The 23,097-nt window shown below is 63.0% G+C and carries 20 protein-coding genes; 10 read left to right on the top strand and 10 right to left on the bottom strand.

Annotated features, from left to right (window positions below):
* The first annotated feature begins 100 nt into the window (after positions 1 to 100).
* Positions 101 to 868 carry a DUF4058 family protein gene (locus tag VNH11_01700; protein ID HVA45074.1) on the top strand — a complete coding sequence of 256 codons (768 nt, stop codon included), beginning with the start codon at positions 101 to 103 and terminating at the stop codon, positions 866 to 868.
* Positions 869 to 907: 39 nt separating this feature from the next.
* Here VNH11_01700 and VNH11_01695 read toward each other — a convergent pair whose 3' ends face one another.
* The 3 genes from VNH11_01695 to VNH11_01685 form a co-directional block, all read right to left on the bottom strand.
* Positions 908 to 2,146 (bottom strand): FAD-dependent oxidoreductase, encoded by a 1,239-nt coding sequence (locus tag VNH11_01695; protein ID HVA45073.1) that lies wholly within the window; start codon positions 2,144 to 2,146, stop codon positions 908 to 910.
* A 124-nt stretch (positions 2,147 to 2,270) separates the two neighbouring features.
* On the bottom strand, positions 2,271 to 2,792 hold the full coding sequence (locus VNH11_01690) for a hypothetical protein (protein HVA45072.1): 522 nt from the start codon (positions 2,790 to 2,792) through the stop codon (positions 2,271 to 2,273).
* Positions 2,793 to 2,798: 6 nt separating this feature from the next.
* Entirely contained in the window at positions 2,799 to 3,356 is a 558-nt protein-coding gene (locus VNH11_01685) for a Uma2 family endonuclease (GenBank protein ID HVA45071.1), read from the bottom strand.
* Positions 3,357 to 3,684: 328 nt separating this feature from the next.
* On the opposite strand from VNH11_01685, the gene VNH11_01680 reads away from it, so the two are divergent.
* From VNH11_01680 to VNH11_01660, 5 genes are read left to right on the top strand one after another with little or no spacing between them, the layout of a single operon-like run.
* Positions 3,685 to 5,481, top strand: a complete 1,797-nt coding sequence (locus VNH11_01680; protein HVA45070.1) for a protein kinase — start codon at positions 3,685 to 3,687, stop codon at positions 5,479 to 5,481.
* Positions 5,478 to 7,370 carry a prolyl oligopeptidase family serine peptidase gene (locus VNH11_01675; protein HVA45069.1) on the top strand — a complete coding sequence of 631 codons (1,893 nt, stop codon included), beginning with the start codon at positions 5,478 to 5,480 and terminating at the stop codon, positions 7,368 to 7,370. The genes VNH11_01680 and VNH11_01675 overlap by 4 nt, the downstream gene beginning before the upstream one ends.
* Before the next feature lie 21 nt (positions 7,371 to 7,391).
* Positions 7,392 to 7,637 (top strand): hypothetical protein, encoded by a 246-nt coding sequence (locus VNH11_01670; GenBank protein HVA45068.1) that lies wholly within the window; start codon positions 7,392 to 7,394, stop codon positions 7,635 to 7,637.
* A 37-nt stretch (positions 7,638 to 7,674) separates the two neighbouring features.
* Positions 7,675 to 7,929, top strand: a complete 255-nt coding sequence (locus VNH11_01665; protein HVA45067.1) for a hypothetical protein — start codon at positions 7,675 to 7,677, stop codon at positions 7,927 to 7,929.
* 35 nt (positions 7,930 to 7,964) lie between these two features.
* A complete protein-coding gene (locus VNH11_01660) occupies positions 7,965 to 8,195 on the top strand; it encodes a hypothetical protein (GenBank protein HVA45066.1) in 231 nt (76 codons plus the stop codon).
* A gap of 2 nt (positions 8,196 to 8,197) precedes the next feature.
* On the opposite strand, the gene VNH11_01655 is transcribed toward VNH11_01660, so the two are convergent.
* Both VNH11_01655 and VNH11_01650 read right to left on the bottom strand, forming a co-directional pair.
* Positions 8,198 to 12,253 carry a PVC-type heme-binding CxxCH protein gene (locus tag VNH11_01655; protein HVA45065.1) on the bottom strand — a complete coding sequence of 1,352 codons (4,056 nt, stop codon included), beginning with the start codon at positions 12,251 to 12,253 and terminating at the stop codon, positions 8,198 to 8,200.
* A 35-nt stretch (positions 12,254 to 12,288) separates the two neighbouring features.
* Positions 12,289 to 12,645: a hypothetical protein gene (locus tag VNH11_01650; protein ID HVA45064.1), complete on the bottom strand. Its 357-nt coding sequence runs from the start codon at positions 12,643 to 12,645 to the stop codon at positions 12,289 to 12,291.
* Positions 12,646 to 13,661: 1,016 nt separating this feature from the next.
* On the opposite strand from VNH11_01650, the gene VNH11_01645 reads away from it, so the two are divergent.
* The gene (locus VNH11_01645; GenBank protein HVA45063.1) at positions 13,662 to 13,967 is read left to right on the top strand and encodes a hypothetical protein; all 306 of its coding nucleotides are present in this window, start codon (positions 13,662 to 13,664) and stop codon (positions 13,965 to 13,967) included.
* A 77-nt stretch (positions 13,968 to 14,044) separates the two neighbouring features.
* The gene (locus tag VNH11_01640) at positions 14,045 to 16,036 is read left to right on the top strand and encodes a YgiQ family radical SAM protein (GenBank protein ID HVA45062.1); all 1,992 of its coding nucleotides are present in this window, start codon (positions 14,045 to 14,047) and stop codon (positions 16,034 to 16,036) included.
* A gap of 36 nt (positions 16,037 to 16,072) precedes the next feature.
* Here the strand turns inward: VNH11_01640 and VNH11_01635 are convergent, their stop codons facing one another.
* Positions 16,073 to 16,669, bottom strand: coding sequence for an Imm21 family immunity protein (locus VNH11_01635; GenBank protein HVA45061.1), 597 nt, complete (start codon positions 16,667 to 16,669; stop codon positions 16,073 to 16,075).
* A gap of 138 nt (positions 16,670 to 16,807) precedes the next feature.
* On the opposite strand from VNH11_01635, the gene VNH11_01630 reads away from it, so the two are divergent.
* Positions 16,808 to 17,134 (top strand): hypothetical protein, encoded by a 327-nt coding sequence (locus VNH11_01630; protein ID HVA45060.1) that lies wholly within the window; start codon positions 16,808 to 16,810, stop codon positions 17,132 to 17,134.
* A gap of 103 nt (positions 17,135 to 17,237) precedes the next feature.
* On the opposite strand, the gene VNH11_01625 is transcribed toward VNH11_01630, so the two are convergent.
* The gene (locus VNH11_01625; protein ID HVA45059.1) at positions 17,238 to 17,726 is read right to left on the bottom strand and encodes a hypothetical protein; all 489 of its coding nucleotides are present in this window, start codon (positions 17,724 to 17,726) and stop codon (positions 17,238 to 17,240) included.
* A gap of 145 nt (positions 17,727 to 17,871) precedes the next feature.
* Here VNH11_01625 and VNH11_01620 point away from each other — a divergent pair, with 145 nt between their 5' ends.
* On the top strand, positions 17,872 to 18,840 hold the full coding sequence (locus tag VNH11_01620; GenBank protein HVA45058.1) for a universal stress protein: 969 nt from the start codon (positions 17,872 to 17,874) through the stop codon (positions 18,838 to 18,840).
* A gap of 426 nt (positions 18,841 to 19,266) precedes the next feature.
* Here the strand turns inward: VNH11_01620 and VNH11_01615 are convergent, their stop codons facing one another.
* From VNH11_01615 to VNH11_01605, 3 genes are all read right to left on the bottom strand, one after another.
* A complete protein-coding gene (locus VNH11_01615; GenBank protein ID HVA45057.1) occupies positions 19,267 to 20,667 on the bottom strand; it encodes a glycosyltransferase family 39 protein in 1,401 nt (466 codons plus the stop codon).
* 424 nt (positions 20,668 to 21,091) lie between these two features.
* Positions 21,092 to 22,168 carry a hypothetical protein gene (locus VNH11_01610; protein HVA45056.1) on the bottom strand — a complete coding sequence of 359 codons (1,077 nt, stop codon included), beginning with the start codon at positions 22,166 to 22,168 and terminating at the stop codon, positions 21,092 to 21,094.
* Between the two features lie 135 nt (positions 22,169 to 22,303).
* The gene (locus VNH11_01605; GenBank protein HVA45055.1) at positions 22,304 to 22,870 is read right to left on the bottom strand and encodes a hypothetical protein; all 567 of its coding nucleotides are present in this window, start codon (positions 22,868 to 22,870) and stop codon (positions 22,304 to 22,306) included.
* Positions 22,871 to 23,097: the final 227 nt, after the last annotated feature.

Below are 23,097 nucleotides of genomic sequence, written 5' to 3'. Positions count from 1 at the left end.
GTCGCCCAGGCTGAAGCGACCGCGGCGTTCCGGGTTGGTGTCGCCAACGTGATAGAATAGTAATGCCTCTTGAATCGCCGCGGAATGGGAGACCTCTTTGATGCCCGTACACGACTGGACAAAAGTGCCAGCCGGCGTTTTTCACGAGTTCCATCAACACTGGACGGTGCGACTCGAGCTTGCGCTGAACGGCGGCATCCTGCCGCCCGACTACTATGCGATGATCGAACAGGCCTCGTCGGGCCACTTCCCCGACGTTCTCACGTTCCAGGTCGGCCAGACGGCATCGGGCGCCCACGGACACGGGCCGCCGGCCGCGCCGTCCAACGGCGGGGTCCTGACCTTGGCCCAGGCGCCGCCGCGCGTGAGCTATACCGCCACGATCGAATCCGATGCGTATGCCGACAAGACCAACCGGGTCGTCGTGTTCGACGATGCCGACGAGGTGGTGGCGGTGCTCGAGGTCGTTTCTCCCGGCAACAAGTCCATCCGCTACGCCTTCGAAAAGTTTGCCGAGAAGGCGCTGCGTTTCCTCCGAAACGGCATTCACCTGATGGTCATCGACCTGTTTCCGCCCACTTCTCGCGACCCGCGGGGGATGCACGCCGCCATCTGGTCGGAAATGATCGACTACGACTTCCATCTGCCCCCGGAGAGGCCGCTGACGGTGGCCAGCTACTCCGCGGGGGGCCTCAAGCGTGCCTTCGTCGAGGCCATCGGCGTCGGTACACCCTTGCCGGCGATGCCGCTCTTCCTGCACGAAGATCGCTATGTGCAAGCGCCGCTGGAAGCGACCTACCAGACCGCCTTCGACGAGATACCCAGGCGCTGGCGCGATGTGCTCGCCGCACGCGCGGCCGGCAAATAAACGCCGCAATCGAAAATCCAAAACCCAAAATCCAAAATCTCAATGCCCCACCGAGGCGGCCCCTTTTTCGCCGACCAATTCGTATTCGGCAAACCGCGACAGCCGAAACGGCCGGATCAACTCGTGATCCTCGTCGTGGGCCACTGTGTAAGCCATCGTCGTGCCGCAGACGGGCGTGGCCTTGAAGCCCCAGGTGCCCCAGCCGCTGTCGAGATAGAAGCCGCGAACGGGAGTCGTGCCCATGATCGGCGAAAAGTCGGGCGTCATGTCCGACATGCCCGCCCACTGACGGTTCACTTTCACGTCCGACAAGAACGGGAACAGGTCGAGCAGATGGGCCGCCAGCCCTTCCACGAAGTCGAGCGTCGATCGCTCGGAGTGCAGTTCGTAGGGATCGAGTGAGGCCCCCATCACCAACTCGCCCCGCGACGACTGGCTGACGTACAGGTGCAGGTTCGCCGAAACGACGATCTGATCGAGCCACGGTTTGAGCGGTTCGGTCACGCAGGCTTGCAGCGGCTGGATGACCAGCGGCGTGCGCAGACCGACCATTTGCGTGATGCGGGGCGTGTAGCCGGCCACCGCCGACAGCACCCGTCGCGTACGAATGTAGCCGCGGCTGGTGCTCACGCCGACGACCTCGCCTTCGCGCACGTCGATGCCGGTGACTGCCGTCTTCTGGTGGATTTCGACGCCGCGGCGGTCGGCCTCGCGCGCGTAGGCCCAGGCCACCGCGTCGTGGCGGACGATCGCGCCCGGCGGGTGCCACAGCGCGCCCACGATCGGCGTATGGCCGCAATCGAGGTCGATATAGGGGCAAATCCGCTTGACCTCATCAGGCCCGATGACCGTGCTATCGACGCCGAGATGCCGATTGACTTCCGCCCGCCAACGCATGGTGCGCAGCGTGGCGTCGGTGTGGGCCAGCGTGAAATGGCCGCGCTCGGAGTAGAACAGGTTGAAGTCGAGGTCTTGCGACAGCTCGCTGAACAGCCGCAGGCTTTCTTGATAGAAGCGCACGCCTTCGGGCGTGAGGTAATTGGCCCGCACGATGGCCGTGTTTCGCCCGGTATTGCCGCCCCCGATGTAGCCCTTGTCGAGCACGGCGATGCGGGTGATGCCGTAGTCGCGGGCCAGATAGTAGGCGGCGGCCAGCCCGTGCCCGCCCGCGCCGACGATCACCACGTCGTACTCCGGGCGCAGCCGGTCGTGCTGCCGAAACATGCGCGGCTCGGAGTATTCCGGGCACAGGCCCAGGCGCAACAGGCGAAGGGGCATCCGGTTGTCTTGCGGTGGGATTGCGGAGCAGTTGACCCGATCGGTAATGATGGGCCAGGACACAATAAGGTATTCGCTCGCCCCGCCTTTGTCGATGGTTGCCGGTCGCACGAACGGCCAAGCGTCACTGCGGATTCGCTCCGTTGTTCGCCACGCGGTCGCGCGTGGCGTGAAACCATTGCGCGATCAGCCCGCCGCCGACGGCGACCACGCCGCCGAAGAGCACGCTTGCCGCCTTCTTGAACGGATCCTCCAGCGGAAAGAATATTGTTGCCGGAGCATTTCCATTCGTTATCGAGCTCCCGCCGCGTTCCCTGTGAGCGAGGGCAGTATCCACGTCGACCGTGGTACTCCACGAAATCGATCGATAGGTAGACTGGATCAACTCGTGGACCGTCGCGTTGCCATAGAACAAATGGGCGTGTGCGGCGAACGCCCAGCCGAAGATGCAACACCCCACCCAAAACGCCCGCTCTCGCTCCCGCCGATAGATGACACCCACAATCGTCACCGCCAAGAACATCAGCCACGCGACCCACAAGCAGTTGCTCAGCATGCCGGAAGCATATCTCAACGAAACAGTGCCGATGGCCACGAATGCCGCAAACAGCAGCAGCGAACGCAGTGAGAACCGAATCGCGTTCATCCACACCTACCAGTGAAACAAGCTTCCGATGGGGATCCGAAACTGAGAGAGCGGTTCGGGGAAGGTCAACTCGTCGTCGGCGTGCAGAGTTTGCCCCGGCTGATCGGCGTCGAACATCGTGACCGTTTCGACCTGCGGATCGACAACGTACACTGCCAGCACACCCGCGTTCAGATACTCGCTCACTTTTTCCAACAGCTTCGACCAGCGGTCGTAGGGCGAACGTACTTCGAAGACGACTTCCGGCGCCACCGCCGGATAGCCGCGGACCTTGGCGTCTTTGGGCACACGCGAATAGCTATAAAAGGAGACGTCGGGACCTCGAACGGTGTCGGGACCGCGCTCGGTGATCACTCCCGAATCGTTGGTCAGCACATGGCCAAGGTCGTGGTCGTCGACGTAGCGGCCAAACGTCCGGTCAATGCGGCCACAATACTTGCCGTGTTCGAAATAGGGCACGTTCATGCGAACGATTCTCCCGCGCACGAGTTCGGTCGGGTAGCCGGGATCGGGAAGTTCCCCGTACTGCTCCGCCGTCAACAAGATTTCTTCGATGGTGGCCATGCTTTTCAACCTCGGATCCTGCCGTCTGCAATTGTTCTCCGGCCATTATAGCAGGCTCCGCTCTGGCTCTGTAGGGAAGCCCTCCGTGGCTTCCGTGGTGCCGGATTGGAACATCCGCAGCAGGCCGCGGAACGCCACAGAGGCCACAGAGGGCGTTCCCTACAGAGTCGCCGTGCCAGCCCAATTTCCAGGTTTGCCTACTTCACGGTTTCGCAAGGCTTGTTACAATGGAACCGGAGCGAGGCCAGTTTCCAGTATTTCAATGATCAACACGCTCCCGGCATGGCGGCCGTGAGAGAGGCACTCATCGGTCTAGCGGAACAGCACGATGCAGTTGTCGATTAGCAAATTCCTCGACACCGTCGAGCAAAGCGGGCTTGTTGAAAAGTCTCAGCTTGCGCGCTCGCTGGCCGATTTGGAGCGGCAGTCCGGCCCGGAGGCCGCCAACGACAGCCTGATCGTTTCGTCGCACCTGGGCCGCGTCGGCCTGCTCACCGATTGGCAGAGCAAGCGGCTGCTCGAAGGTCGCCACACCGGTTTCTTCCTGGGCAAGTACAAGCTGCTCGACCATCTGGGCACGGGCGGAATGAGCGCCGTCTTTCTGGCCGAGCATGCCGTCATGCGGCGGCGGGTGGCCATCAAGGTGCTGCCCAAGAACCGCGTCAACGATTCGTCGTATCTGGCCCGCTTCCACCGCGAGGCCCGCGCGGTCGCCTCGCTCGACCATCCCAACATCGTGCGGGCCTTCGACGTCGACAACGACGGCGACGTGCATTACCTGGTGATGGAGTATATCGAAGGGTGCGACCTGAAGGGCGTCGTCGACCGCGACGGGCCGCTGGCCTATCGCACCGCCGCCGATTACATCCGCCAGGCGGCCGACGGGCTGGGCCACGCGCACCAGGCCGGACTGGTGCATCGCGACGTGAAGCCCGCCAACCTGCTCGTCGATGGCCGGCAGGTAGTCAAGGTGCTCGACCTGGGTCTGGCCCGCACCTCCGACGACATCGACGCCTCGCTCACCAAAGACCACGACGAGCGGATGCTGGGCACCGTCGACTACCTGGCCCCCGAACAGGCGCTCGACAGTCATCTGGTCGATCCGCGGGCCGACATCTACAGCCTCGGTTGCACGCTCTATTTCGCGCTCACCGGTCATCCGCCGTTTCCTGATGGCACGCTGGCCCAGCGCGTGCTGCTGCACCAGACGAAAGAGCCGGCTGCGATTTCCATCAAGCGTGCCGATGTGCCGGCGGGTCTGGCGGCGATCTGCCGCCGCATGATGGCCAAGTCGGCGGCCGCCCGATACCAGTCAGCCGCCGAGGTCAGCCAGGCCCTGGCGAACTGGATCAATCGCTTTGATGCCGGCGAATCGGACGTGGCCGCCGAGAAACAAGCCGACGACGATCTGAAGCTGGCCCCGCTGGACGACGAGCCGGCACGCGGCCACTTGTCGTCCGCCAAATCGGCCGCGGAATCTTCGACTTCCGGCAAGGGCGACACCACCAAGGTCGAGCGAGCGGCGGCGGCGCTGAATGCCTCCTCGTCGGGCAAGCGGCCCGCGGCGAAGCCCGCCGGTTCCTCGGTCAAAGGACCGCCAGGCAAAGTCCCGCCGGCGGCTGGGCCGACCAGAGGCCCCGGCTCGTCGATCACGGGCCCAGGTTCGTCGACGAGAGCACCCGGCAAATCGGCTGGTGCCGGCGGCAGCTCGCCGCGAGCACCCGGATCGTCGGTCAAAGGTCCGCCCCGCCCGTCCCCGACGCAAACGCAACCAGGGTCGTCGGGATCGAGCGTCAAGGGGCCAGGCAAGTCGGCTGTCCGCAAGCCGCAGCCGAGCGTGCAGCCGCCCGTGATGCCCGAGGTTTCGCCCTTGCCCGAACTCGATCCGCTGGCCAGCCCGCTTCCCTCCGGCGGACTACTCGACGAACTTCTCGCCGATGCAAGCCTGTCGGGGCCGGCACTCTCACAGTCCAACGTGCTCGGCGGTGCGCCTTTGAAGGCCCCCGCGGGCAAGTCCGCAAGAAAGAGCCGCTGGGATTCGCCCTGGTTCTTGATCTTTGTCGGCACGCTGCTTGGCCTCGGTCTTGTGGCGTTGATCGTGGCCTGGCGCATGTTGGCCGGATGATGAAAGAACGCCGGCAATTTGGTCTGTGGTCCAGCCCGATCACGCCCGCCAGCCTGGCCGAAGGGCGACGGCTGGACGGCGTCGCGTGGGACAGCGACGGGCAGACGCTGGTTTGGCTCGAAGGCCGCTCCGGCCGGGGCGTGCTGGTGGCCGCGACCGGCGACGACGCTCCCCGCGATCTGACGGCCGACTTGAGCGTGCGTGCCGAAGTCGGTTACGGCGGCGGCGACTTCACGGTCCACGGCGGTTGGGTCTACTTCGTGGTCCACAAAACCGGGCGGATCTATCGGCAGCCATTGTCGGGCGGCGGCGCGACGGCCATCACGCCCGCCTTCGGCCAAGCGGCCGCGCCGGTGGTTTCGCCCGACGGTCGCTGGCTTGCCTACGTACACCATGACGACCCGCACGACCGGATTGCCGTGGTCGATGCGGCCGGCAAGGGCTGGCCGCAAATTCTCACCGCCGGCCGCGACTTTTACCTGCAGCCGCGGTGGAGCGCCGACGGCAAACAGTTTTCCTGGATCGGCTGGGATCATCCCAACATGCCCTGGGACGGCACGCGGCTTTACCTGGCCGACGTGATCGAGGGCGACGGCCTGCCGCGGCTGAGTAATGTCCGGCAGATTGCGGGCGGCGACGACGTGGCGATCTTTCAGCCGGAGTTTACGCGCGACGGCCGCTTTCTGGTTTACGTTTCCGACGAAACCGGTTGGGGCCGACTGGCGGCGCAGGAGTTGGCGACGGGCCAGGCGCGTTGGCTGACTCCGGAGGGCGTCGAATTCGGCATGCCCGCCTGGGTGCAAGACATGCGCACCTACGCGATCTGCGCCGACGGTCGCACGCTGGTCGCGGCAGGAAACCAAAATGGCCGCCACCGGCTGCAGGTGCTCGACATCGTCGAGACGGGAAAAGCCGACGCGATCGATGATCTTGCGGGCTACGGCGATGTCTCGTCGATTGCCGCCTCGCCGGCCGGCGCCAAGTTCGCTTTCATTGCCAGCGGGCCGAAAACGCCGCCCCGCGTCGTGACGCACGACCTGCAAACGAATCAAACCCACGTGTTGGCCCGCTCGGCCGGCGAGACCGTGCCCGCCGCGTCGCTCGCCGATTGCCAGGCCATCACGTGGGACACGGCGGGCGGCAGCGAGGCGCACGGTCTGCTTTATCGTCCCGCGAGCGAAGAGTTCGAAGGGACCGGCCGGCCGCCGCTGATCGTGCTGATTCACGGCGGGCCGACGTCGCAAGTCCGGGCCGGCTGGCGGGCCGAGGCGCAGTTCTTCGCCACCCGCGGCTACGCCGTGCTGCTGGTCAACTATCGCGGCAGCACCGGCTACGGCCGCGATTACATGCTGCGGCTCCGCGGCAACTGGGGCATTTGCGACGTCGAGGACGCGGTGAGCGGAATGCGACACTTGGCTGACGCCGACGAGATCGACGGCCAGCGGACAGTGATCATGGGCGGCAGCGCCGGCGGTTTTACCGTATTGCAAACGATGGTCGTCGAGCCGGAAGCCTTCACAGCGGGCATCTCGCTGTATGGCGTGGCCAACCAGTTCAGCCTGGCCTCGGACACGCACAAGTTCGAGAGCCGCTATCTCGATTCGATGTTGGGGCCGTTGCCCGAAGCGGCGGCCGTTTATCGCGAGCGTTCGCCCGTGTTTCACGCCGCAAAGATCCGCCGTCCGTTGGCGGTGTTTCAGGGCGGCATCGACACGGTGGTGCCGAAGGACCAGGCCGAGTCGATCGTCGAGGCCCTGCGCCGCAACGGCACTCCGCACATCTACCACGTCTACGACGACGAAGGCCACGGCTGGCGAAAGCGGGAGACGATCGAGCATTTTTATCGGGCGGTGGAGGAGTTTTTGAAACGGCATGTAATCTTCGCGTAGATTCGCCGGGGTTCCTGACGCATGCCCTACAAGATTACGATTACCGAAGTCGCCGACGCGCAGTTCCGTGCGTTGCCGGCACGCGCTCAGCGACTACTGGAAAACGCGGTGCTGACGCGGCTTCAACACCAGCCAAATACGGCTACAAAGGCGATCAAGCGGCTGAGACCGAACCCTTTTGCCGAGTTTGAACTGCGAGCGGGTGATCTTCGAGCGCTGTATAATGTTGAGGGCGATGAAGTCATCATTTTGGTGGTGGGGCGATAGGTCGGAAACAAACTGATTGTCGAAGGAGAAGAATTCCATGTCCATCAAAACGATCTCCTTAAGCCTCCTGGAAGCGAAACTAACGGAGACGCTGACTGAGTGTTGCGAGTCGGGCGAAACGGTGGTCGTCGAGTTGCCCGATCAACGACGGTTGGCAATTCGTGCGCTCGATCCACAGGAAGACGATGAATTGACGGACGAATTGCTGGAGTCGAATCCAAAATTCCGTGCATTGGTCGAGAAATCCAAATTGAGCGCGCGCAAACTGTTTGGGGTGCGGGCTAATGACTAACATGTAGAATCTTGGCCGATAATCGCTGTATCTGTATGACCGAAGCGAACTTCAAAAAGAGCTTGCAGGCTTTCATCCGCCGCCGACCGTTCAAGCCATTCGAGGTGGAACTGGTCAGCGGCGACCGTTTCGTGGTCGAGCATCCAGAGGCACTGGCACATGGCGGAGCAGTGGCGGTCTATATCAGCACCGAGGGTGACGTGAAGCTTTTCGACAGCAGCAGCGTCAGCCAACTCATGGATATTGCCGATCGACAATCGGCGTAAGGTCATTGCCCGGCGGCGGCGGAGTCCGTGGCCGTGGTGGGCGGCAAAAGCTCCAGCTTCAAATTGCGGAAGCGCACTTCGGTCGCCCCGCCGGAATGAAGCTGCAAAGCAAACACGCCGCGCTTGCCGCCGGCGGGATCGTCGAGTTCGACGCAATCCTGGCCGTTGATGCGCGTGATGATCTTGCCGCCTTCCGCCACAATCTCGTATTGGTTCCACTCGCCGGGCTTGACGTGCGCCTCGCCCGATTTGTCCCAGAGCAAGCCGCGGCCGTTCTCTTCGTAAAGCTTGCCCCACCAGCCGGCGCCGACGTCGGCCTGATAACCTTTCACCTCGCCGCCATCCAGCGCCTCGCTGCGGAATTGAATGCCGCTGTTGCCGGCATTGCCGACCAGCTTCACGTCCAACGACAAGTGGAAATCGCCGGCCGCCAGGTCGCTGACGAGAAACTCATTGCGGGCCAGGCCCGTCGTTTTCCCTACGATTTCGCCCTCGTCCACGCTCCACAGTTCTTCGTTGCCTCGCCAGCCGGTCAGGTCGCGGCCGTTGAAAAACAACGAGACGTTCTCGGCCGTCGCCAGCATCGGCGTCTGCGATGGGCTGGACAGATAGGCGACCAGTGAGCGGACCTGGTGGTCGCTGAACGGCTTGAGCTGGTCGTCGGGCATCATCGACTTGGCGCTGAGCTCGCGCTCTTCAATATCGCTCTTGAGCACCGTGACCGTTTCGTTGGCCAAGGCCAGCTCGAGCGAGTCCTGGTTTTCGTTGCGCACGATGCCCGTCAACGTGCGGCCGTCGCTCATCTGGATGACCGTCGCCTGATAATCTTTGCCGATCAGCGCGCTGGGATCGACCAGGTTGCTGACGAGGTAATCGAGATTGGCGCGGTTCGAGCCGGTGATGTCGGGACCGACCTTGCCGCCGACGACAAACAGCGTGTGACATTGCTGGCAGGTTTTAGCGAACAACGCCCGGCCGAGCATCGCGTCAGGCGGCGTGCCGGGCTTGCTCGCCAGCGCCTTGTAATGCTCCATCAGCTTGCGCCGCTCTTCGGGCGTGTCGTTGACCGTGCCCCAAACCTTGTTGATCTCTTCATCGAGCCGCTTGTCTTTCAGGTTGCGAATCTGACGGACCAGTTCGCCCGAAAGATCGGCGCGGGCCACGCGGTTTTCGCCGACCGCCCGCAGCAAGTCCGCGGCATAGTCGCTGCGCGAGACGAGCGTCGCCAGGGCGTCGGGCTTTTCGTCGGCATTCAAGCCCGCGTACATCTTGAGCAGCAGGTTGGCCGTATGCGGATCGGCGAAGGCGGCCAAGGCGCGAATGGCCGGCCGCCGCATCGCGGCGTCGTCGAGCAGGCGGTGCAATATCGGCGGCAGGTTCGCATCGCGCTCTTTGACCAGCGCCGCCAGTGCCTCCTGCCGTGCCGTGTTGCTCGATTTGGCATCGCTCAGCGTCTGCTCCAGCCGGCCGAACGCCCGTTGGTCGCCGAACGTCAGGGCAATGGCGGTGGCCAACGAGGAAATCTGCGCATCGCCTGTTTTCAACAATCGCTCATAAACATCGTTCCAACCGTCCGGCATAGAGAGTTGCCGCTTCCCTTGCAGGCCCACGTTGAATTGCTCCAGCAGTTCTCTTTGCGAGCCAACGTTCTCTACCCCGAGCCGCTTCACCAGAATCGCCAGCGCTTCAGGCGAAGCGAACTGCGCCAGCCGGCGAGCAAGATATTGACGAACCAAGGACACCCGCGCGCGATCGAGCATTGTCGCGGCTTCCGCTGGATTCCACTCGACCAGCGGCTCGGCGGCGTACCAATACATGAGCGGCAAATTGTGGTCGCCGGCGTCCTCGCCATGCGCCACCAAGCCCAGAACGATCGGTGCCCGCTGGTCAAGCGACAACCGGTCGGCCGCCGACGCCAAATACAGCCGCACGATCGGCGACGGATCGCTCTGGGCCAGGCCCGCGAGCTTTGCCAACGTGGCGGGCGAGGGCTTGCGGTCTTCCAAGGCAAGCTGAATGGTCCATCCGCGAACATAAGGGTTGTCATTCGTCAGCCCGCGTAAGATTCGTTCTTCGTTCAGTCCGCCGAATGCGTGTAGGGCCCATAAGCCGCGCAGCCGCCGCGTCGGGTCAGCGTGCTCGAAGGCCATCTTCGCCAGCGTCTCGTGCAGTGCCGGATTGACGCCCCGCTCTTGCAAAAGTCGCCTCGCATGGCGGACATACCAATCGTTTTCGTTCAGCAGCAGCTCGATCAACTCTTCGTCGCTCTTCGCGCGCAGATCGACCTTCACCGGCTTTGCGTTCCGATAGCTGACTTTGAAGATGCGGCCGTTGGTGCGATCGTGCCCGGCGGCGTTGCCGTGATGACACTGATTGGCGTCGTACCAGTCGATCATGAACATTTGCCCGTCGGGGCCGTATTGCAAGTTCAATATCTGCGACCACAGGTCGTTGGCCAGCAAAAAATCGGGAGCGCGGTCGCCGACGTAGCCCGAACCTTTCGCCGCGAGCCGGTCTTCATTCAGCCGGGCGCCGTGGATGTTGTTCATGAAAAGCTGGTTGCGATATTCGGCCGGCCAGCTTCCGCCCAGATAGATCATCGCCCCGGCATGGGCATGCCCACCGCCCGCCGCGTGGGAGCGGTTGTTGCCGGAATGCGGCAAGTCGCCGATCCAGTGCCGGTGCAGGGCGATCGTCTGAATGTCGCTGTAGGTGTAAGGATTGAAGTGCGTGCCGGCCTGCCGCTGATAACGCCCGCCCTGGATCATATGGTAGAGATGCGGAATGACGCAGGCCGTGAGAAACGCCTGGCCCTGATCGTTGAAGTCGACGCCCCAAGGATTGCTCGTGCCGTGGGCGAACACCTCGAAGCGGTGCTTGGTCGGATGATAACGCCACAGCCCGGCGTTGATCGGCGTCCGCTCCGCGTCGGGCGTGCCGGGCTTGCCGACCCGCGAGTGCGTGAACACGCCGTGGCAGCCATACAGCCAACCGTCCGGACCCCAAATAAACGAGTTCAGCGTCTCGTGCGTATCGTGCGATCCCCAGCCGTCGAGCAGCACTTGCGGCTTGGCATCGGGCACGTCGTCGCCATCGCGGTCGGGGATGAACAGGAAGTACGGCGCCATGCCGACCCACACGCCGCCAAAACCCACTTCCAGCCCGCTCACCAGATTCAGCTTGTCGATGAACACCTTGCGGCGGTCGAAATGGCCGTCGCCGTCTTCATCTTCGAAGATCAAGATGCGGTCATGGGCTTCCGCCTCCGGCACGCGATGCGGATAGGAATAGGCCTCGGCCACCCACAGCCGGCCGCGGTCGTCGATGGCCTGGGTGATCGGCTGCACCACGTCCGGCTCGCCGGCAAACAGCGTCACCTTGAACCCGTCGGGCACGGTCATCGCCTTGGCCGCTTCTTCGGGACTCAGCCCCGCGTGGGCAAACACGTCGGGCGGCTGCGCTGCCGGCCTGGTGGGATAGGCGGGCTTGGTGTCGTGAAAACGAAAGTCGTCGAAGTTGATGTGCCCCCAACCGCCGCTGTGCCGATCGACCAGGCGAATGAAAATCTCCTTGCCGACGTAATCGCGCAGATCGACCGTCACCGGCTTGAGGTCCTCGGTGGTTTCGCCGCTGGTCTGATAGACGACCTTGCCCGTGTCTTTGCGAACAAGCTGCACGCACGTTTCCGGGTGGGGTCCGCCGGCCACGAGGAAGCTGCAATAGGGGTGCGTGACCTTGAAGGCGACGCTGGCGAGCGTGCCTTGCGGCGGGTCTTGCCGCCGTTCGTAGGTGCCGATCCAGAACCGGCCGACGTGCTGGCTGCGCATGTCGCCACGTCGGGCAAAGACCGTGTCGCCTTCGACCGGCTGCCCGGCGAACGCCTCGCCTTCGGCTTTCCAGTCGCGGAGCGTGCCGGTTTCGAAGCCGAGGTTGAGCGGTTTGCCGTCGGCGCCGAGGGGCAACACGCCGCCGCGGTCGGGTTCGGCCGCCGCGCCGGCGGAAACCAGGAACACCGCGGCGACGATGAGCGCAAGCGGGCAAAGCACGGGGATACGCATTCTTTTCAAGCTCCAAACGTGGTCAGCATCTTAACTTAGTTTGCCCGGCCGCCAGCGGCAAGCAACCTTGACTTGGAATGTCGGGCGATGCTCAGAAACCGCGGGTCGCCGTTCTGTTCGCGAACAGTCTGTTCGACGACGGTGGTCACGGGTAGTGCCTCGCCAGCGGCCGTGGCCCTGCGTCGGGCGGTGCGTTCTTTCTTGGTTTCACGGTTTTGGCGGCTCCGCGCGAAGCTGGCCATCGACTCATCCCACAGCGTCTCCCAGCGCCGCGCGCAGCGCAGCCGCAGGCTTTGGGCCAGCGGATGTTCGGGGTGGGCGGCGAGCCGGGCATCGACACGCGCGGCGATTTGGGCCACTCGCTGCTGCGACAAGGCGTGTGCCGCGGCCACGTGGGGGGCTGATTTGCTTGTGAAAAATAAAAACCAAGCGCGCCGCCTGGGCCATCTAAGCTGGTAGGGGCCAGCGGCTTAGGGCGACGCGCGAAAACGTCGACGCCGACTTGTACAAGCGCGGAACTCTCTCGCGGCTCCGTAGGGACCGCCCTCTCCCGGCGCGCCGGCATTCCGAGGTCGTGCGGGTTGGCGCCGACCCCGCCGCGCGGAACGCCACGGAGGGCGTTCCCGACAGAGCGTTCCTCGTTCGTGCAAATTTGCACAAACGGGAAAAACCCGAGGGATTTCATCATCTCGTAGTTCCGTCGGGGGGATGCGCGATCAAGGATGAGCGATGAGGGACAGGGCGTCGCGGATCGTCGATTTGACTTCCCGTTTACCGTCTGCTCTCTGCCGTCTCCACTGGTTCTACTCGCCGACTGGCTTGGGCATGCCGGCGCGCCGGGATAGGCATCACGCTCCGCCGTGATGGAACCTTTCGGCCGCGGATCCTGACAGAAGAATTACCTGGCAGAAAAATGGGGAACCGCGGGCGTCGAGCGAGGTGCCCTTGGGTGGCTCACTTTTCTGTCAGGTAATCTTTCCGTCATCCGTCCTTGGAGCGCGGTTCAACCCCGATGGCTCATCGCTCATCTTGCACGGCCATTGGCTTGCATGGCTCTCGCGATGCGCTCGTCCACCGCTTCGCTGATTCCGGTCCCTCGTCTCGCACCCCTCATCTTTATCCACGATTGCCTAATATATATGCACAAAATTAGCCGCATGCGTACAGATTAGGCAGTCGCGCGGATTGCCCCTCCAATTAGGTATGAGATGATAAAAAACGCCGTCTTTGACCGGCTATTGCAAATTTGCAAAAGCCGTGCGCCGAGGTGCCGCGTTGGACCCCGCGCGGCCCCGCTGCTCAATTCTTAGGCACGCCAGCATGGCCGTAAAAGAGGGAAAAACCACGGATAAAACGGATGGGCACGGATCAAGAGTCGGACAGCATCCTATCACGCCGCTGGCTTGGCTTGTTCCAGCCGCGCCGCGCCGCGAAGACCCAAGACCCAAGACCCAAGACCTCCGCCGTATTCTTTCCGCGCCGCGCATGCCTTATACTCTCCTGGGCCGAGCTGCTCTCCGCGCGTCGCGGCTTCCGTCACGACGATCTGGACAAGCTCGCGAAATTCATGACCGGCACGCCGATCCGCGGCGTCGTGTTCATCGAAGCCGAGGCCCTAATGCGGCTCGTCAACGAGAGCATCGGCAAGCGGCGCGAGTTCCGCCTGGCCGACGTCGATCAGCTTCTGTTCGGCAACAAGATCATCGCGGAGTAGTTCCGACTGACGCCCGCCGGACGCGACAGATACAATAGGTTCATTCTTCCACGGTCCCGTTGTCCGCCGTCCTGTCCATGAACGCCCCTCGCCAACTCGATTCGCTCAGCCTGCCGATCGTCGGTCAGGCTCCCGCTGCGCGCCGGGCGACGCGGCCGCTGCCGATGTCGCCAGAGGAGATGCTGGCCCGCGGCTGGAATGAAGTCGATGTCGTGTTCGTCACGGGCGATGCCTACGTCGATCATCCCAGCTTCGCCATGGCCTTGTTGGGACGGCTGTTGGAGGCCGAGGGCTTTCGCGTGGCGATTCTCAGTCAGCCCGACTGGCGGTCGTGCGAGGCCTGGCGGACGTTCGGCAAACCGCGGCTGTTCTTCGCCGTGAGCGCCGGCAACATGGACTCGATGATCAACCACTATACCGCCAACCGCAAAGTGCGCAACGACGACGCCTACAGCCCCGGCGGGCAAATCGGCCGCCGGCCCGATCGGGCCACGCTGGCCTATTGCCAACGGGCACGCGAGGCGTATAAGGGCGTGCCCGTCGTCGCGGGCGGGGTCGAAGCCAGCCTCCGCCGGTTGGCCCATTACGATTACTGGAGCGACAAGGTCCGCCGCTCGATCATCCTCGATTGCAAGGCCGACCTGGTCGTGTTCGGCATGGGCGAGCGGCCGATCGTCGAAATCGCCCATCGGCTCGCCCGCGGCGAGAGCGTGCGCGATTTGCGCGAGCTGCGCGGCGTCGTGTATCGGCTGGGAGCCAGCGAATTGCCCCCCATCGAGAACACGATCAGGCTGCCGAGTTACGAAGAGGTCGCCGCCGACAAACGGGCGTTCGCGCAACTCACCAAGATCGCCCATAACGAAACCAATCCGCACAATGCCCGGCGGCTGGTGCAATATCACGATCGCGAGGCGGTGGTCGTCAATCCGCCGGCCCTGCCGCTGGGCGAAGCCGAGATGGACCGCGTCTACGGCTTGCCTTACACGCGGCGTCCGCATCCCAGTTATAACGACGAGCCGGTTCCGGCTTTTGAGGTGGTGAAAGACTCGGTGCAGATCATGCGCGGCTGCTTCGGCGGCTGCACGTTCTGCTCGATCACGGCCCACGAGGGCCGGATCATCCAGAGCCGCAGCCAGGAATCGGTGCTGGCCGAAGTCCGCGAGATGACCGCCGATCCGAAGTTTTCGGGCGTGGTGAGCGACATCGGCGGCCCCACAGCCAACATGTATCAGATGCGCTGCACGCGGCCGGAGGTCGAGGCCCGCTGCCGCCGCTTGAGCTGCGTTCATCCGACGATCTGCAAGCTGCTGGGCACCGATCATGGGCCGCTCATCGAGCTGATGAAAAAGACCCGCCAAGAGCCGGGCATCAAAAAAGTGTTCGTGGCCTCCGGCATCCGCATGGACCTGGCCCGCCGCAGTCCCGAATACATGCGCGAGCTGGCCACGCACCACGTCGGCGGCTATATGAAAGTCGCCCCGGAACACGTCGACCCCAAAGTGCTCGACCTGATGAAGAAGCCGGGCCAAGAAGACTTTTTGGGCTTCGACCGCGAGTTCAAAAAGGCCTCTCGCGCGGCCGGCAAGAAGCAGTATCTCGTTCCGTACTTCATCGCCAGCCATCCGGGCAGCGATCTCGATTCGATGATCGAGTTGGCGATTTTCCTGAAGCGAAACGGCTATCGGCCCGACCAGGTGCAGGACTTTATTCCCAGCCCGTTCGACATTGCGGCCTGCATGTACCACACGGGCCTCGACCCGTTCACGCAGAAGCCGGTCTACATCGCCAAGCATCTGCGCGACCGCAAGCTGCAGCGGGCCTTGCTGCAGTTCTTCAAGCCGGAGAATTATTTCGAGGTCCGCAAAGCTTTGGAGCAGGCGGGACGGCAAGACCTGATCGGATCGGGCTGCGATTGCCTGATACCGGATAAGCCGCCGAAGGAAGCGCTCGACCGGCGTCGTCGTCGCGCCAACGAAGAAATGGGCGAACAGCGCGAAGGCGACCACATCCGCGGCCGCAAGCAGGGATATCGTCCGCATCGCACGACGCATGGGCGGCGGTCGAGGTAGCGCACTGCTGCAGGCGCGGTGCGCTGCGGGGCGACATTAGTCGCTCCGCTGGACGTGAACCCACCGACAGATGACGCAGCCGAAACTGTCGTGATCGAGATTGCCCCCGGCCTCCAGCACTTCCAGCATGTAGTGGCCCGGATCTAACCGTAATGGAACGCAGCCACCGATGACCGCATAGCCGTCCGCTGAAGAAAGCTCCCGTAACTCTTCGCCCCGAGAAGCTGCATGAAACAACACGACGTCGCCGTGTGATAGCGCAATCGTGCATGGTAGCCGTCGCCAAGGCAAAGCCTCTTTGCGAAGCAGTTCGATGACCATGGCCTCCGAGTCATCATCGCCATAACTCCACCCCACCAATGCGGCGACCGGCTGGTCAGTGAGAACCAGCCAGTTCGCGGTTCCGATATGATCCTGAGCGCCGATTACGAGCCCGAAGCCCGGTCCAACGGTGAGGAGCGCCGCAGGGTGAACTGCTTCGCATGCCCTCTTGTAGTCTGAGCCGACAGAAGATCCACCGCGCCCCGGAACGGCCGTATCGCCTTGCCAGTAGCCAAGCAACTCGCGAGGCAAAACGATTAAAGGGCCGCCGTCGTTGACAAACCAAATCCCGCATATCGACTGTTGAGCCATCGGATTGATCTAGTCGGGTGAGCGAGTGGGCGTTCGACTAAGGGTCGTTCAAATGAGTCTGGACGCCTGCAAGAATGCCGTCAGCGTCTGGTAGGCAAACCTCGGCGTGACCGTCGGCGGTTGCGTCCACCCACGCCCGTGGGCGAGCCAGTGCCGGTAGGTGCGTATGTTGCCGACCTGGGCGACCAACGGCTGGCCAGCCGCCGAAACGAACAAGTTCGCCAGATCATCCATCCGTATGCGATCGCAACTTTCCGAGAACAAGCCGGCGAGCGCGACGCCGAAGTCCTGTGTCGGGTGTTGCGCTCCGTGAAGGTGATACGCCTGCTGCACGACGTGCTGCCGCAAAATCGCCTCGAAACTCGCGTACAGAGACAAAACCGCCGAGTCATCGATCTCTGCCTGTGCAGTATCAATCAAGTCAAGGCACTGCTGATCCGTCATACCGCGGAAAAGCGTATTTGAAAACGCCCTGGCGCGGTCAATTCCAGCAACCTTCACGCAACGTGTTACAACCTTAAGGGCCGCCCCGGCCGTTTGGTGTGCATCCCAGATTGGTTCGAGCGGATTAGGCATCACCGATGCTATTCAGAATCCGGTCCCGGAAGACGGTCAGGTCGAGATGCAGCAGTTCTCCGCCAGCCTCGTCGTCCCATGCCCAGCCCTCCGCGACCCCCGGAAACATGGGAGGCCCATAGAGTTCCTCCGGCGCTCCGCCGTTTCCCTCCATGAATCGAAAGCCGAGCGCCGGTGCATCGGCTCGCACCCACACCAAGATTTCACGCCCCAACCAACCATGCACGTCGACCCGCCCTTCCGCTCCGACCATGTAGCGCCCGCGCGGAATGAGGCTCAGCGAATGCCGAGCTGGTCGCGTGATTTCCAGGCGCTTCGCCTTGTAGGCTCCCGTTGCTTGCTCCGCGAGCTCGATTTCGGATTCAGAAAACCGAGCACTTGGTTCCAACGCCGCCATCCAATTCCGCACGTCGGCGTACAACTGATCGATGCGGTTCAAATACGTCTGGACGTTCGCCATCGCAATTGCTTGTACTGCCATTAACCACCTCTCTGATTGAGATTCCAGCCCAAGACGACGACGCCGTCAGGTTAGCCCGCCTGCCTAGCGCGCGTCATATCCGCCTGCTTGAGGCACGCCTAAAATATAGGTGGTAAATCCTCAGACGAACAGGCGGAGGTGGACCGTGAATGCGACGTCCTTCTTTCACAAGATTCTTGTTCCGATTGATTTCTCCGAGACGGCGTCCGTCGCTTTGGCCCAAGCCGTGACAATGGCGAAGCGCCTCGGCGCGGCGGTCACGGTGATGCACGTCATTCCGCAGGTGGAAGGCTCGGCCGCTTTTTCGCCGGGGCCGGATGCAATCATGGCCGCATGGCAGCCGTCGGAGGGCGTCGCCGAAATCGAAGAGCAATTGCAGGCCACCGCCGAGCAGCACTTGCGCGAGGCCGTGGAGCCCTATCGCGGCCAAGGCGTCGAGATCAGTTGCCAGACGCTGTGGGGGACGCCTTTCATCGAGATCATCCATGCCGTCCTCGAGGAAGGGCACGACCTGGTGATGGTGGGCACGCGGGGCCGCTCGGCCATTTCCAGGATGTTGGTCGGCAGCACCTCGTCGAAGCTGGTCCGCAAGTGTCCTTGCCCGGTGTGGGTCGTCAAGCCGGAGGCAAAAAGCACGCTGGACGCCATCTTGGCGCCGATCGACTTCTCGGATGTGGGCCACGAGTCGTTGCGGCTGGCCGCGGCCCTGGCCGCGCAGTTTCATGCCGAGCTGCACGTGCTGCACGTTTTCGCGCCGGAACATTCGTACTATCTCGATTTCATGCCCGAAGACGATCTCGACCTGGCCCGCCAGCGGGGGCGTCACGAGTCGGTCGCGCGACTGCAAACGTTTGTGAAAGAGTCGGCCCTGCCGGTCGAACCGGCGCTGCACGCGGAGTGGGGCGAAGTCGTGCCCCGCACGCTGGCCACAGCCGAGCAGATCGACGCGGGTTTGATCGTGATGGGCACGTTGGGCCGTGCGGGCGTGGCCGGGCTATTGATTGGCAACACGGCCGAAAACATCTTGCACACCAGCCAGCGGCCGCTGCTGGCGGTGAAGCCCCTGGGTTACGTTTCGCCCGTCGTGCCAAGATTTGCCGCCGTCGAGGTGTGAGGCCAATGAAAAGTGGCGGCTGATGGGCGGCGGCTGGGACAGAGCTTGGCAAAGGTTGACGCCGATCCCTCCAAACCGCGATGCGGCCAAGCGATGCCCCGGTTCGACGCGCCGGGGCATCGCCATCGTAACGTGCGGTCAGCGAGCTTGCGAGCGCCGGCCCACCGATTGGAGAGGGAGCGACAGAGAGAGGGAGCGAGGGAGAGAAATTACAGCGCAACGCGCCTCGCCATGCTCTCCCTCTCTCCTTCCCTCCCTCTCTCCCTCGTTGTTGGTGGGCCGGCGCTCGCAAGCTCGCTGGTCCCACCCTACCTTGAGCGAACAGCGCAAGCTCGTTCCGACACGGTAAGCCAACTATTCTAAAGCGCGTGGCAAGCTCCACAAGTCCCGGCGATCGTTTCTCGACGAAGACCGTGACGCGTGTTCTCACTTCTCGTCGCGGGTGAGGTGGTAGATGTGGATCGTCGTTCCCACCACGGCGACCGGTTCGAGGCGGCGGAAATAGGCAAAGCGGCCACCCCTGCCCCACAATTCTCCGAGGCTCAAGGCATACCAGCCACCGGGAGGCTGGTTTTCGCCCGGCTGACCATCGCAAACGTCGGCGGCCGGCAAGCAGTCAATTCCAAGGTCGGCGGGTTCGAAGCTGGCATAGCACGCCACTCGCAAGGGTCGCGTCTCCGGGTGGCGTTTCGACCATTCGCGCAAGTACACGAGATCCTGGCCCCAATCGAGGTTGCTGTCGAGGAGCGGCGGCGGAGCGGTTCTCGGCCAGCGGCACAATTCATTGAAGTACGAGAGGTGATGCGGATGGTTATAAAGCGTCGCCGCGACGGACCACGCCAGCGCGAACGCGGCAAGCCAGGCGATACGGCGGCGCCCGACTGCGAAGCCGCGCGCCGATTTGGCGGCCCAGATGAAGAGGAACGGCAAGGCGGGCAAAACGTATCGCACCTGGCTGTTCAACCCGGTGTGGCCGCATGCCACTGCCAGCAGCACCAATGCCGGAAACAGCAGCACGAATTCATCGCGGGCGCCGCCGCGCCGCACAAGGCGGTCAACCGCGGCCAGGATCAATACGCACAAGGTTCCCAGCGGCAGCTTGATCGCCAGGCCGTATAAGTATGCGTACCAGGGCGCCGACTCGCGCCAAGCGCCGCGGAAGAACGTCGGCATGGCGGCTTCGAAGTCGCGCCGCTGCACGTCGATGCCGAGCACGTAATCGCCCGGCAGTGGAATGCGCGCCGACTTCAGCCAGGTGCCCGCGAAACGGTTATGGCGGCCGTAATCGCGCTCGTCGCGGCCTTCCTCCGAACCCTTGAACAGACGGCTGACGAAACGCTGATCGCCAAGGCGCCCACACGAGCCGCTGAATCCATAGCCGACGTTGATGACGAACACGGCCAGCGATAACATTGCTGCGAGCTGCGCCGCCGTCGAAACCGGCCGCTGAAACGTCGCAATCATCGCGGCGTCGGTTGGGCTTTTGCCGGCGGCCCGCAACCCGCTGAAAGACCGGATCGCTGCTACAATCAGGGCGGTCAGCGGCCAGGCCGCGAACAGAATCAGCCAGGTGAACTTGGTCAACTCCGCCAGGCCCAGTCCCCCACCGGCCGCGAGAGCCCAAGACCACGTCGGCTCGCCCAGCCAGCGCCAAAACAGATAGCATGCGGCGACGCCCATGCTGGCGGCCGCCACATCCGGCGTGACGAGCGCTCCGTGCCCCAATACGATTGGGCAAAAACACCAAAGCGCCGTCGCAACCAATCCCGGCGTGCCGCCGTAGAGCTCGCTCCCCAGCAATAGCAGATGTAAGCGCCGACGAGGCAAAAAGGGATGCAAGCCATTCGCGCCAGAATCATGAGCCTCAGCGTTCGCGGACCATTGGCCGCGACAAAGTCTCTGCCGACGGCAAACTCCGCTCGCGAATTGGACGACGTGCTGAACGACGACCAGTCGTCTCTTGTGCCGGCCAGAAGAACTGGCAGCGCCGCAACCATGCGGACCAGCGGTGGGTTGACGCGATAGAGGCTGAAGTCGGCGAACCGCCAATGGCTGTTGCCCGCGGCAAGATGGGCGGGCTCCGGTCGCGTCGGGCCCTCGCTTGTCGCCGCCCCGATAAGAAGCACCAAGTGCATACCGCACAATATCGCAAGAACGCATCTGTGCGACACGGACACGCTCATGGCGCTTTTCCCTGCTCGTTCCACGCCCGCGCCTTTTTCTGGTGCCCCACGCGGGCCTCCGTCGTCGCCTACCCCCGCCTGCCGGCGCGGCGTGTCAGCATTCGCAGACCTACAACGAGTGCCACCGCCGCCAGCAGTATGACGTTAACTATAAAAAACCACTTTGTCAGGCCCGCCACCGGAGGCGGCGGCTGTTCGCGGGTTCTGCTAGGCAGTTCTCCAACTATTGGTGAATTCGGCGCTCCTATGACACGTTCCACCACAGGCCGCTGCCCACGCCAGTCGACAACGAGGCAGCCTTCGGGCGGATTGAGTGAATCGACCTCAAACAATGCGTCGGGCAGTAGCTCATTGACGGACTCCCACTCAAACTTGTGCTCAAACCGGCTCGACATGCGATGGGCAGCATCGCGGTTCGGATCGTCGGGGCCGTCCGAAATACGGAACGTCTCGGGCACCCAGACGCCCGATACCTCGGCCCATGTCGCTTCGCTTTTGCAATAAGGCTCTCCCCACGGCTCCGTGGGCGGCACTCCGTAAGGATGCTCCCGTAGTTCAAGCCTGATTGGGCTAAAGCCTTTGGCGCGATCGATCCATAGCGTGCGGCGGTGATGCGGAAAAGAATCGCCGGTACCAATGGTCCACTGAACGCGGAAAACACCGTTCCCCTCGTCAACTAGCTCGTCGGCCGCGTACCTATTAAAGCTCTCGAAAATCTCTTCAAATGTGTTCTGGCGGTGGTAACTCTGCAAGTAAAGCAGGCCGACTGCGCGGACGTCGAACGCGGAGCATATCGGGCGACTTGCATCCTCAGCGTTAATCGCGATCTTGTTTCCGCCGGTCATATACTGCACGCTAAGGCCGGGACGTCGGTAGTAGATCCTATTCGTCACCAGATCTTCGGTTGGCGTAACACCGATTCGAGGCATGCTCGGCTTGTCGCCAGGTTTGGCCTCCGTCGGCACAAACGATCGGCGTGGCTCCGCGCGTTCGTAGCGCAGCAGCAGCGCGTCGTAGTCAAACGCGTAGAATTGTGTGACCTCGCCGCGCAGCGGCTCCTGCCTGTAGGCATGCTCGAATTTGGAACCGCGGATGCGCACAATACCTTGCCGAAGGCGTTCACGGCCGTCGCGCAATCCCGTCATTAGAAACTTGACTCGCTCGGTGCGATCCCGCGAATCCGCCCTGGCTGGCCGCGCAGACAGGCAAACGGCGAGACACACACACACTACTAGTACTAGTCGCCTGCGGCGGCTGCAAACCATTTTCGTCTCTCCCGATCAATCCAGCGTGGGGGCCAATGTAAAGAAAATGCCGTTCGCGCGCGCGACAGCAAGAGTACGTTTGTCCAACCGTTGGAGGCGTGCAATGCCAATGTTGCATGTTGGCGAGAACCCATCGGGGTCGAACGTATTCATGGTATAGGGGGTAACGGTTCCGTTGTTGGCACACATCATCGCTATGCCAAGCGGGTCGGGTTGGCAACTGGTGCTTGTCGCGGTTGGCGGGGTCTGGTTGCAAGCATAAAAGTTGCCGCACAAAAAGGGAGGCGCCGGATCCCAATCTGTATTGCCCGGAAAAATATCGTCAAATGCGGTTAGCATGCTCTGCATGTTCCCGTCAAGCGAGTAAACCTGTGAAACGCCGCACCAGTAGCCCATTGTATCGCTACCGTCGTCGATCGGTGCAACGTCACAAGGCGATGCCGGGCATCCGCCTTCAACGGCGCCAAAATTAGGGCAGTTACCAGTGTCCCACGAATAGCATGCGCCACCGCGGATGGCTTCAGCACGGCTGCGCCCGATTAAATGCGCCGATGGTTTCGCGTTCGATAATAGGATCGCCACCACACTTAAAACCTATCTTCCGCAGGTCGCGCCGGGGATTTCGGCGGGGTTTCCGCGGTCGAGCGGGCCACTTCGCGCGGCCGCGCGCCCAGGCGATCCCGGCTGAGTCGGCAACCGTTCGCCGAACACCCGCTCGCTACGATTCTCACCTCGCCGGGCGACGCGGCAAGGTGTCCACCGCGCGGCACGCGCGCGAAAAAAAAGTTACGACCAGGCCTTTTGACGTA

This window comes from Pirellulales bacterium (assembly GCA_035533075.1).
In the GTDB taxonomy this organism is placed as follows: Bacteria; Planctomycetota; Planctomycetia; order Pirellulales; family JAICIG01; genus DASSFG01.
The sequence above is the reverse complement of the archived record's forward strand: the minus strand, read 5'-3'. Positions and strand labels throughout refer to the sequence as shown.